Here is a 12,165-nt window from a genome sequence, read left to right on the forward strand (position 1 = left end):
AAAAAGCGCACGATTTGGTTAAAAAGCATACAATCGAAAGGCAAAAAGAGCTTTTTTTCCTCGCAACCCTAAAGATCTCAGGTGGCAGGCCGATAGTCATCGCGGAGCAAACCGAAAAATGCCTATTCATTCATTTCTCTAATGTAACGCCCTGTTACATTCCCTGCCGTGCGCTAAACACTCCCTACAATCCACTAACAGTTCCCTGGCGCTCTGCGCCCAGACTTCACGCTTCGCTAGCGTCTCGCTTTACGGCACATGGGCAATATTCCCTGTAAGTGATTAATTTAGAAGCGAATAGTTTCATGCTAATTCAGAGTATTATGCTGCATATAATCCTTTATATGGCGTGTTATAGCACCCTAATTCCCATAGAGCAGATAACTGATCGCGTTGTAATGACAATCTTCCGCACAGCCTAAAATCCGCCTTACTTCAGCAAAATATTAAGGAAATAATCAGAAATCGCGCAAAAAATGGACAACAGAAAAGCGCTGCTGAAGGTTTAGAGAAAAAATTTGCCTTAAAAGTGTGACGTAGATCACACTTTATCTAAAATTTCGCGCCACTCACGTTGTATGTCGAAATCAGACAATATAGATTTGCCTTGTTTTCAGATTAGTCTTAAAAAACTGTAAGCAGACGTCACGGAAGATGGTTACAACTCAAGCAAAGAATGGCCTGGAGTTTTGATTACTACAGATCAGTGTCCTGACGAAAAGTGCAACAGTCAGGAGCACGTTGGCTCAAGCCTGATTATTTTTTGCCATCTTTAGATTTACCAACCAGCAGCCCGAACCATAGAACAATTTAATTCTGTGGCCGTATATGTGTCGCGTCTATCAGGATGGAAAAAAATGGGTACATCAGAATTACTAAAACATATATATGACATCAATCTGTCATATTTGCTCCTTGCTCAGCGTTTAATTAACCAGGAAAAAGCTTCAGCAATGTTTCGTTTAGGCATCGATGAATCGATGGCTGATGCATTGTCGCAATTAACTTTACCTGAGATGGTAAAATTAGCGGAAACCAACCAACTGGTTTGCCAGTTCCGATTTACCGATCACAACCATATTAATCGCCTGACTCAAGAGTCACGTGTGGATGAGTTACAGCAAATCCACACCGGTATTTTATTATCCAGCCGTCTCCTGCGAAATGCGTCTAAAGATGACGTCTCTGCGAAGAAGAGGGCCGTTTAATGAGCGAAAAAAGTATTGTTCAGGAAGCGCGTGATATTCAGCTGGCCATGGAGCTGATTACATTGGGCGCACGACTGCAAATGCTGGAGAGTGAAACTCAGCTGAGCCGTGGTCGCCTGATTAAACTCTATAAAGAGTTGCGTGGTGCGCCACCACCGAAAGGTATGCTGCCATTCTCTACCGATTGGTTCATGACCTGGGAACAAAATATCCACTCTTCTATGTTCTGTAACGCCTGGCAGTTCCTGCTGAAAACCGGCTTGAACAGTGGCGTTGAAGCGGTAATCAAAGCTTATCGCTTGTATCTTGAGCAGTGTCCGCAATCGGACGAGGGCCCGCTGTTGGCGCTAACGCGTGCATGGACCCTGGTGCGATTCGTTGAAAGTGGCATGCTGGAACTGTCTGACTGTAAGTGCTGTGGTGGCAGCTTTATTAACCACGCTCATCAGCCCATCGGCAGCTTTGTCTGCAGCCTGTGCCAGCCGCCATCACGTGCCGTAAAAAGACGTAAACTTTCTGCAGATTCTGCCGATACCTTTCCACAACTGCTGGATGAACAGGTTAAACGCGCCGTTTAAGTTTGTTCGCATCGTGGAAAACATCCAGCAGCGGTTAATACCGCTGCTTTTTTTTTGCCTGCGATCAACGAATAACACCTGCGGCTCTCTGGCTTAACTTCCATCAACACGTTACGGACGTAAGGATTTTTTGTGCTGATAATTCTGGGTTATATCGTGGTCGTCGGCTCCGTGTTGGGCGGCTACGCGATGGTCGGCGGACATTTAGGCGCGCTTTATCAACCGGCGGAGCTGATCATTATCGGCGGTGCCGGTATTGGTGCCTTTTTAGTCGGCAATAATGGCAAATCGATTAAGAAAACATTAAAAGCGCTGCCATTGTTAATGCGCGGCTCGAAATATAACAAAGCCGTATACATGGATTTAATGGCGCTGCTTTATCGCCTGATGGCGAAATCCCGTCAGCAAGGCATGTTGTCATTAGAACGTGACATTGAAGATCCCAGCCAGAGTGAAATTTTCGCTAACTATCCGCGTATTTTGTCCGATAAACAGTTAGTCGATTTTATTACCGATTATTTGCGTTTGATGGTCAGCGGAAATATGAACGCCTTCGAAATTGAAGCGTTGATGGATGAAGAGATTGAGACCTACGAGCACGAGTGTGAAGTCCCCGCGCAAAGTATCTCGGCGGTGGGTGATGGCTTACCGGCTTTCGGTATTGTCGCGGCGGTAATGGGCGTGGTGCACGCACTGGCGTCAGCCGACCGTCCGGCGGCCGAACTGGGTGCGTTAGTGGCCCATGCGATGGTCGGTACCTTCCTCGGAATTTTACTGGCCTACGGCTTTATCTCTCCGCTGGCGTCGGTGCTGCGTCAGAAATGTGCCGAAACCACCAAGATGATGCAGTGCGTGAAGGTGACGTTGCTCTCCAGCCTCAACGGTTACGCCCCGCAAATCGCGGTGGAATTTGGTCGTAAAACGCTTTACTCCGCTGAACGTCCGTCGTTCTCGGAGCTGGAAGAGCACGTGCGTAACGCCAAGAACCCGGCGAAACAAACTTCGGATGAGAATTCATGAAAGCAGGCAATCGCCCCATTGTGCTGGTTAAAAAGCGCAAACATAAAGGTCACCATGGGAGCCACGGTTCGTGGAAGATTGCCTATGCCGACTTTATGACGGCGATGATGGCGTTCTTTATGGTGATGTGGTTGCTCTCCATCTCCAGCCCCAAAGAGTTGGTCCAGATTGCGGAATACTTTAAAACGCCGCTGAAAGTGGCGTTGACCGGCGGTCAGCGCAGCAGCGACAGCGAAAGTCCGATCCCCGGCGGCGGCGATGATCCGACGCAGCAGAAGGGTGAAGTGAAGAAGATTGTCGATATGGATGCGCAGAAGAAGAAGCTGGAGGAGATCCGCCTGAATCGCCTGCGTGAAAAGCTCGACCAGCTGATTGAAGCCGACCCGCGTCTGAAAGCGCTGCGTCCGCATCTGATCATCAACATGGTCGAAGAGGGACTGCGCATTCAGATTATCGATAGCCAGAACCGCCCGATGTTTAAAACCGGCAGCGCGGACGTGGAGCCTTACATGCGCGACATCCTGCGCACTATCGCGCCGGTGCTGAATGATATTCCGAACAAAATCAGCCTCGCGGGTCACACCGATGATTTTCAGTATGCCAACGGCGATCGTGGCTACAGCAACTGGGAACTGTCGGCGGATCGTGCCAATGCCTCACGGCGCGAGCTGGTGATTGGTGGCCTCGACGGCGCCAAAATGCTGCGTGTGGTCGGTATGGCCGACACCATGAAGCTGAAAAACCGTGGTGCTAATGATGCAGTCAACCGCCGCATTAGCCTGCTGGTGTTGAATCACGACACCGAAGCGGCGATTGAAAAAGAGAATGCCGAGAGCGATGCCGTTCAGGTGAGCGACCCGGCGCAAATGATTCCCAACATTACCGCACCCGCTGTACCGGCTGCGTCGACTGCTCCAACAGGTTCCATTGCAACACCGGCTGCGCCGACTGCTGCAACGGCCCCTGCGGCAGCGGCGACGCCCACGGCGAGCGCGGTGACACCAGACCAACCCTCACAGCCGAGGTGATCCCGTGAGCATGGACATCAGCGATTTTTACCAGACGTTTTTCGATGAAGCCGATGAGCTGTTAGCGGATATGGAGCAACACCTGTTGGGACTTGATCCCCAGGAGCCCGATTCCGAGCAGTTGAATGCCATCTTCCGCGCCGCCCACTCCATCAAGGGCGGAGCCGGTACGTTTGGCTTTACGGTTTTACAGGAAACCACCCACATCCTGGAAAACATTCTGGATGGTGCGCGCCGCGGCGAGATGCAGCTCAGCACCGATATCATCAACCTGTTTTTGGAAACCAAAGATATTATGCAAGAACAGCTCGATGCCTATAAAACGGCGCAGGAGCCGAATGCAGAAAGCTTTAAATACATCTGCGAAGCGCTGCGTCAGCTGGCACTGGAAGCGAAAGGCATTGCGCCTGAAGCGCCCAAAGTCGCCGAAGTGGTTGAGATCGCAGCACCAGTTGCGGCCGCAGGTCTGCGCCTGCAACTGGTTGACCTGAAAGAGAAAGAGCCGGAGCTGATGCTGGAGGAGCTCGGCAATCTCGGTACCGTCAGCAACGTGGTGAAAGGAGCCAATTCGCTGGACGTTACCATTGATGGCGTCGGCAAAGATGACATCGTCGCGGTGCTCTGTTTTGTGCTGGATGAAGCACAGATTCACTTCCCGACAGGCGCGGCGGCCGTTGCCGACGCCCCGGTTGCTGAAGTGGCTGCTGAACCGGTGCAAACCGCCACCGTCACCGATATCACGCCAGCGGTGAAGCGCGAACCTAAACGTGCCGCCGCACCGGCTAAAGGCAGCGAATCCAGCAGCATCCGTGTTGCCGTCGAGAAAGTGGACCAGCTGATTAACCTGGTTGGCGAACTGGTGATCACCCAATCGATGCTGGCACAGCGCTCCGGTGCGCTGGATCCGGTGGCGCACGGCGACCTGCTCAACAGCATGGGTCAGCTGGAGCGTAACGCCCGCGATCTGCAGGAATCGGTGATGTCGATTCGTATGATGCCGATGGAGTACGTCTTCAGCCGCTTCCCGCGTCTGGTCCGCGATTTGGCCAGCAAGCTGGGCAAAGAAGTGGAGCTGACGCTGCTCGGCAGCTCAACCGAGCTGGATAAGAGCCTGATTGAACGTATCATCGATCCGTTAACGCACCTGGTGCGTAACAGCCTCGATCACGGTATCGAAACCCCGGAAAAACGTCTGGCCGCGAATAAAACCGCCGTCGGCAACCTGACGCTGTCGGCGGAACATCAGGGCGGCAACATCTGCATCGAAGTGATCGATGACGGTGCCGGTCTGAACCGCGAACGTATTCTGGCTAAAGCGCTGTCGTCTGGCCTGCCGGTCAGCGACAGCATGAGCGATGAAGAAGTCGGCATGCTGATCTTCGCGCCGGGCTTCTCCACCGCTGAGCAGGTCACCGACGTGTCGGGCCGTGGCGTGGGCATGGACGTGGTGAAAAGGAATATTCAGGAGATGGGCGGTCACGTCGAAATCTCCTCGAAGCAGGGCAAAGGCACCACCATTCGCATCCTGCTGCCGCTGACGCTGGCGATCCTCGACGGCATGTCAGTACGCGTCGCTAACGAAGTGTTCATTTTGCCGCTCAACGCGGTGATGGAATCGCTGCAGCCGACCGCAGAAGAGCTGAAACCGCTGGCCGGTGGCGAGCGCGTGCTGGAAGTGCGTGGCGAATATCTGCCGCTGGTGGAACTGTGGAATGTGTTTGAGGTGCAGAACGCCAAAACCGACGCCACGCAAGGCATTGTGGTGATTCTGCAAAGCGCAGGCCGTCGCTATGCGCTGCTGGTCGATCAGCTGATTGGTCAGCATCAGGTGGTAGTGAAAAACCTTGAAAGCAACTATCGCAAAGTGCCGGGCATCTCTGCCGCCACCATTTTAGGCGATGGTAGCGTGGCGCTGATTGTGGATGTCTCAGCACTGCAATCGTTGAACCGTGAAAAGCGTGTGGCCGGTGCCGCAGCGTAATAGATAACGAAAGGGTAAAAAAATGACTGACATGGCAACCGTGACCAAAATCGCTGGCGAAACCGTGGGCCAGGAATTCTTAGTTTTCACACTGGGTGACGAAGAGTACGGCATCGACATTCTGAAAGTGCAGGAGATTCGCGGTTACGATCAGGTAACCCGCATCGCCAACACGCCGGAATTCATCAAAGGCGTCACCAACCTGCGCGGCGTGATCGTGCCGATCATCGACCTGCGTGTGAAGTTCTCGCAGCCGGATGTGGTGTACAACGAGAACACCGTGGTGATCGTGCTGAATCTTGAGCATCGCGTGGTGGGCATCGTGGTGGATGGCGTTTCTGATGTGCTGTCGCTGACGCAAGAGCAGATTCGTCCTTCACCGGAGTTCGCGGTCACCATGTCCACCGAGTACCTGACCGGTCTGGGCGCGCTGGGTGAACGTATGCTGATTCTGGTCGATATCGAAAAGCTGCTGAGCAGCGAAGAGATGGCGCTGGTGGATAACCTGCGTACTGCATAGTTCCCGTAACGGGCCGCGCTGCTGCGGCCCGTTATCATTACACACATTAATTAATTCCTTACAAATCAACAATAAATCCGCAAAAAATCGCTGTAATATCCCTCAATCTTCTCCGCCCCTGGTCGATAACCGATCGGTACGATTTTTTCCTTCATTTTCCAGGGCAAACTATGTTTACGAGAATCCGCGTTGTCACCAGCTTATTGCTGGTGTTGTTAGTGTTTGGCTTTTTACAGCTGGCATCCGGCTCACTGTTTTTTAAAGCGCTAAGCGATGACAAAAACAATTTTAACGTTTCACAACTGGCGAGCAAAAACACCGCCGCCATCAACGACGCCTACATGAGCCTCAATCAGAGCCGTGTGGTGTTAACTCGCATTCAGCTGCGCATGGCAACCAGCAAACTGACCGGTACCGAAGCGGATATCGCCGGTTTGTACGGCGACAGCAAAGCCTTCCAGAAAGAGGCCGCCGATAACTACCAGCTGTTTAAAGCGACGCCGGACACGCCGGGACAGGATGCCGCGCTCAACAAACGTCTCGATCAAACCTATACCGCCTATGCCAGCGCGCTAAGCCAGTTGCAGGACGCGTTGGTCGCAAAAGATCTCGATCAGGCAGCCAAAGCGCCGGTTGCGCCAAGCCAAAACGCCTTCCTGAAAGAGTACCGCCAATGGCGTGCCGATCAGGATCGCCTGACTGCGGCGGGCGTCGAAGCCAACAGCTCAGCCTACGATCACATGATCTGGCTGTTAGGCGCGGTGCTGGCGATTGTGGTGGCGGTGATTGTGCTGTGCTGGTTTGGCATGCGCAAAATCCTCATCAAGCCGCTTAATGACAACATCCAGCATATTCAGCACATTGCGCAGGGCGATTTGACGCAGCGCATCGCGGTCGAAGGACGCAACGAAATGAGCCAGCTGGCGGAAAGCCTGCATGAGATGCAGCAGTCGCTGGTGCGCACGGTGAGTGATGTGCGTGACGGTTCGGATGCCATCTTTACCGGAGCGAGCGAAATCTCTGCGGGCAACAACGATCTCTCGGCACGTACCGAAGAGCAGGCGGCTTCACTGGAGCAGACCGCCGCCAGCATGGAACAGCTGACCGCCACCGTGAAGCAGAACGCCGAAAACGCGCGTCAGGCGTCGCAGCTGGCGTTGAGTGCCTCCGAAACCGCGCAGAAGGGCGGTGACGTGGTGCAAGGCGTGGTGCGCACCATGAGCGACATCGCCGGCAGTTCGAAGAAGATCGCCGACATCACCAGCGTTATCGATGGCATTGCCTTCCAGACCAATATTCTGGCGTTGAACGCGGCGGTAGAAGCGGCGCGCGCCGGTGAGCAAGGCCGTGGCTTTGCGGTGGTCGCGGGTGAAGTCCGTAATCTGGCCCAGCGCAGCGCGCAGGCGGCGAAAGAGATTAAAGGGTTGATTGAAGACTCCGTCAGCCGCGTGAACAGCGGATCTGAACTGGTGGGCACCGCTGGTGAGACCATGAGCGATATCGTTAATGCGGTAACGCGCGTCACCGACATCATGGGCGAAATTGCCTCGGCATCGGATGAGCAGAGCCGTGGTATCGATCAGGTCGGCCAGGCGGTGACGGAGATGGATCGCGTGACGCAGCAGAACGCCTCGCTGGTGGAAGAGTCTGCGGCGGCGGCGGCCTCGCTGGAAGAGCAGGCCAGTCGCCTGAGCCAGTCGGTGGCGGTGTTCCGCGTACCGCGCGCGGCGCAAACGCAGCCGCAGGCCAGAAGCGGCGTGCGTCATCCGCAGATCGCACTCCCCACGCTCGGCACACCGCGTAAAGCGCTGACCGCCGCGGCTGGGGACAGCAACTGGGAAACGTTTTAAGTTTCGGAGTGGTCGGTCCCTCACCCTAACCCTCTCCCACTCGTGGGAGAGGGAACTGTCCGAGCTAGCATGTGGCAGCGTCTCCCTCTCCCGCAGGCGGGAGAGGGCCGGGGTGAGGGACAACCCGCACAATACCCAATGCGCCTTCATCGCTCAGCCGATAAAGACGCATTTTTTTTACTGTTAATTTCTTTAGTTATAAAACACTGCAATCATGCGCAAACGCAGAGTTTTAATTCGTAAAGTAGCTTAAGCACCCTGAAAAATTCAGATTGCCGGTCGATAACTGGGGGAGCCGAAACGCATCCCTGGAGATCCCATGTTAAAACGAATCAATGTAGTGACCAGTTTAATCGCCGTATTACTGGTGTTTGGCGCTTTACAATTACTGTCGGGTGGCCTGTTCTGGTCCGCCTTACAAAAAGATAAAGAGGCGTTTGCGGTAGCGCAGATCTCTTCCAACAACGTTGGCGCGATGTCAGACGCCTGGATTGAACTGAACCAAACCCGCACCGTACTCAACCGCGCCATGTTGCGTATGCAGGGCACCATGGCCGCGCAGTCGAATGGCGGCCAGCTGAGTGCCTTAATCGCCCAGACCGAAAAACAGCTCAATGTGGCTGCCGGCCACTATCAACGCTACTACGACTTGCCAGCCACGCCGGGCTTGCCAGACGCGTTGCGCGATAAGCTGGAAGCGAACTACGCCGCTTTCAACGACGGGTTGAAAGCGATGCTGGATCGCCTGAAAGCCAACGATCTGCAAGGCATGTTTGCGCAGAACATCGAAGCTAAACAGGTCGCGATGAAAGCCACTTACGAAGAGTGGCGGACGGAGCAAAGCATATTGGCGGCAGAAGGCGTGGCGCAGAATCAGCGCGCCTTCCACACCATGATGTGGCTGCTGGCGTCGGTGGCGCTGGTGGTGATTGCGGTGATCATTGGCTGCTGGTTCGGCCTGCGTAGCGTGCTGATTCAGCCGCTGCATCAGCTGCTGGCGCATATTCGCCATATTGCCGCGGGCGATCTCACGCAAAATATCGTGGTGGAAGGGCGCAACGAAATGAGCCAGCTGGCGGGAAGCCTGCATGAAATGCAGCAGTCGCTGGTCAGCACCGTGGGCAATGTACGTGACGGTTCCGATGCGATTTTCACCGGCGCCAGCGAAATCGCCGCCGGGAATAACGATCTGTCGGCGCGTACCGAAGAGCAGGCCGCCTCGCTGGAGCAGACGGCGGCCAGCATGGAGCAGCTCACCGCGACGGTGAAACAGAATGCCGAGAATGCGCGTCAGGCGTCGCAGCTGGCACTCAGCGCGTCGGATACCGCACGCAAAGGTGGCGAGGTGGTCGATGGCGTGGTGCGTACCATGCAGGATATCGCCGGCAGCTCGAAGAAGATCGCCGACATTATCAGCGTGATCGATGGCATCGCCTTCCAGACCAATATCCTGGCGCTGAACGCGGCGGTAGAAGCGGCGCGTGCCGGTGAACAGGGCCGTGGATTTGCTGTGGTGGCCGGTGAAGTGCGTAACCTGGCGCAGCGCAGTGCGCAGGCGGCGAAAGAGATTAAAGGCTTGATCGAAGACTCGGTGAACCGCGTCAACAACGGCTCGCAGCTGGTCGGCACCGCCGGAGAAACCATGAACGATATCGTCGGCGCCGTTACGCGCGTCACCGATATTATGGGCGAAATCGCCTCGGCATCGGATGAGCAGAGCCGTGGTATCGATCAGGTGGGACAAGCGGTGACCGAGATGGACCGCGTCACCCAGCAGAACGCCTCGCTGGTGGAAGAGTCCGCCGCCGCCGCCGCATCACTGGAAGAGCAGGCGAGCCGCCTGAGCCAGTCGGTATCGGTGTTCCGCATTCCGCGCGCCGCACAGGCGCAACCGAAGGCGAGCACGTTGCGCCAGATCGCCAGCGCACCGCGCAAAGCGGCTGCCGCGCCGGTGAGTGAGGGTAACTGGGAGACGTTTTAAGTTCTGAGTTGTTTGCCCCTCACCCTAACCCTCTCCCACAAGTGGGAGAGGGAACCGATCGAGCCTGCATGTGGCAGCATCTCCCTCTCCCGCCTGCGGGAGAGGGCCGGGGTGAGGGACAGCGAGCACCCATCCCCCCCGCTGGTCCAACCCCTGCGAACACACATAAAGATCCCCTCAGAAAAGCCGATAACAGAGGCGATCCGCCAACCAATGAGGTGTTTATGTTTAGTCGTATTCGTGTTGTATCCGGCCTGCTGTGCGTGCTGGCGCTGTTTGCCTTACTGCAGCTGTTCTCCGGTGGAGTGTTCTACTCCACGGTCAAAGCCGATAAAGAAAATTTTGCCTATAACCAGCGTCTTAGCACGCTGCAGCGGGCAATGGGCACCTCATGGGTATCGCTGGTTCAGGCGCGTAACACGCTGAACCGTGCGGGGATCCGTTACCTGCTGGACAGTCAGCAGGCTGGCTCAGGCGCAACCGTGAAAGATCTGGTGGCGCTGGCGAGTGAGGAGTTGAAGCACGCTGATGAGGGTTTTGCCGAATTTAACGCCAACCTGTCTGAAAAGGGCAAAAAGGCCGAGAACGTGCTGACGCTACAGGCCAACTACAACGCCTATCGCGGAGCATTGGGTGAGTTGATCGATTTCCTCAGTAGTGGAAATTTCAAAGGATTTGTCGATCAGCCGACGCAGGGATTCCAGGACAAGTTTGCTAAGGATTACAACGAATGGTTGAGCTACAACATTGTGCTCGCCAATCAGGGCATTGCAGCCAATGAGGCGGCGTATAACCAATCCATCATGCTGGTGGTCGGCACGCTGCTGGTGACCTTGCTGGTGATTGCGCTGGTGTGGAGCGGCATGCGTACGGTGCTGATCCGTCCGCTAAAGCACAGCATCGAGCACATTCGTCACATCGCGCGTGGCGATTTGACGCAGCAGGTGGAGATCACGGTGCGCAACGAGATGGGCGAGCTGCTCACCTCGGTGCAAGAGATGCAGCAAGAGCTGGCGCGGACGGTGCGTACCGTGCGTGACGGTTCCGATGCGATCTACACCGGTGCGAGTGAAATCGCCATGGGCAACAACGATCTCTCCTCGCGTACCGAGCAGCAAGCGGCTTCGCTGGAAGAGACCGCTGCCAGCATGGAGCAGTTAACCGCCACGGTGAAGCAGAACGCCGAAAATGCCCGTCAGGCGTCACAGCTGGCGCTCACCGCCTCGGAGACCGCGCAGCAGGGCGGCAAAGTGGTGGATGGCGTGGTGACTACCATGAAAGAGATCACCGGCAGCTCGAAGAAAATCGCTGACATCATCAGCGTGATCGACGGCATTGCCTTCCAGACCAATATCCTCGCACTGAACGCTGCGGTAGAAGCAGCACGCGCCGGTGAGCAGGGACGTGGATTTGCCGTGGTAGCGGGCGAGGTGCGCAGTCTGGCACAGCGCAGCGCGCAGGCGGCGAAAGAGATTAAAGGATTGATCGAGGATTCGGTCAGCCGCGTCAACACCGGTTCCGTGCTGGTAGAGAGCGCCGGGGAAACCATGACCAACATCGTGAATGCGGTCACGCGCGTCACCGACATCATGGGCGAAATTGCCTCGGCGTCGGACGAGCAGAGCCGTGGTATCGATCAGGTCGGTCTGGCGGTGAACGAGATGGATCGCGTGACGCAGCAGAACGCCGCGCTGGTCGAAGAGTCGGCGACGGCGGCGGCCGCGCTGGAAGATCAGGCCAGCCGACTGAAACAGTCGGTTGCGGTGTTCAATATCGGTAAAGAATTTGTCGTTCAGGCCGTTAACGTATCTACAGCGGCAAAAAATTTGCGTTCCGGCACGCCAAAAGCACTGGCACCGGCAGGCGCACGTAGCACTGACGATAACTGGGAAACCTTTTAATCCTTGTGGCCGCCGCAAGGCGGCCCATGAGAATGGCGCGACTGGCAGCACAGTAGCAACCGCAGTATCACAATTTAAACAGTTTGTTGCCGGGTGAC

General features: G+C 55.5%; 9 protein-coding genes. All 9 read left to right on the forward strand.

What is annotated here, in order from left to right; all coding sequences use genetic code 11:
* The first annotated feature begins 857 nt into the window (after positions 1-857).
* The 9 genes from flhD to FCN45_RS08385 all read left to right on the forward strand — a co-directional run bounded on the left by flhD (position 858) and on the right by FCN45_RS08385 (position 12,067).
* Positions 858-1,208 (forward strand): flagellar transcriptional regulator FlhD, encoded by a 351-nt coding sequence (gene flhD, locus FCN45_RS08345; RefSeq protein WP_137385644.1) that lies wholly within the window; start codon positions 858-860, stop codon positions 1,206-1,208.
* Positions 1,208-1,786, forward strand: coding sequence for a flagellar transcriptional regulator FlhC (gene flhC, locus FCN45_RS08350; RefSeq protein WP_101760736.1), 579 nt, complete (start codon positions 1,208-1,210; stop codon positions 1,784-1,786). Before flhD ends, flhC begins: the two co-directional genes overlap by 1 nt.
* A gap of 132 nt (positions 1,787-1,918) precedes the next feature.
* Positions 1,919-2,806 carry a flagellar motor stator protein MotA gene (gene motA / locus FCN45_RS08355; RefSeq protein ID WP_007891047.1) on the forward strand — a complete coding sequence of 296 codons (888 nt, stop codon included), beginning with the start codon at positions 1,919-1,921 and terminating at the stop codon, positions 2,804-2,806.
* Positions 2,803-3,834 (forward strand): flagellar motor protein MotB, encoded by a 1,032-nt coding sequence (gene motB / locus FCN45_RS08360; protein WP_137385645.1) that lies wholly within the window; start codon positions 2,803-2,805, stop codon positions 3,832-3,834. Before motA ends, motB begins: the two co-directional genes overlap by 4 nt.
* A 10-nt stretch (positions 3,835-3,844) precedes the next feature.
* The gene (gene cheA, locus FCN45_RS08365) at positions 3,845-5,815 is read left to right on the forward strand and encodes a chemotaxis protein CheA (RefSeq protein ID WP_192233597.1); all 1,971 of its coding nucleotides are present in this window, start codon (positions 3,845-3,847) and stop codon (positions 5,813-5,815) included.
* A gap of 22 nt (positions 5,816-5,837) precedes the next feature.
* On the forward strand, positions 5,838-6,335 hold the full coding sequence (gene cheW, locus FCN45_RS08370; RefSeq protein ID WP_008102858.1) for a chemotaxis protein CheW: 498 nt from the start codon (positions 5,838-5,840) through the stop codon (positions 6,333-6,335).
* Between the two features lie 170 nt (positions 6,336-6,505).
* Positions 6,506-8,185, forward strand: a complete 1,680-nt coding sequence (locus FCN45_RS08375) for a methyl-accepting chemotaxis protein (protein ID WP_137385646.1) — start codon at positions 6,506-6,508, stop codon at positions 8,183-8,185.
* A 319-nt stretch (positions 8,186-8,504) separates the two neighbouring features.
* Complete coding sequence (locus FCN45_RS08380) at positions 8,505-10,166, forward strand: methyl-accepting chemotaxis protein (protein WP_137385647.1); 1,662 nt, start codon at positions 8,505-8,507, stop codon at positions 10,164-10,166.
* 224 nt (positions 10,167-10,390) lie between these two features.
* Positions 10,391-12,067, forward strand: a complete 1,677-nt coding sequence (locus tag FCN45_RS08385) for a methyl-accepting chemotaxis protein (RefSeq protein WP_137385648.1) — start codon at positions 10,391-10,393, stop codon at positions 12,065-12,067.
* Positions 12,068-12,165: the final 98 nt, after the last annotated feature.

Source organism: Pantoea sp. SO10, from assembly GCF_005281435.1.
Taxonomy (GTDB): domain Bacteria; phylum Pseudomonadota; class Gammaproteobacteria; order Enterobacterales; family Enterobacteriaceae; genus Pantoea; species Pantoea leporis.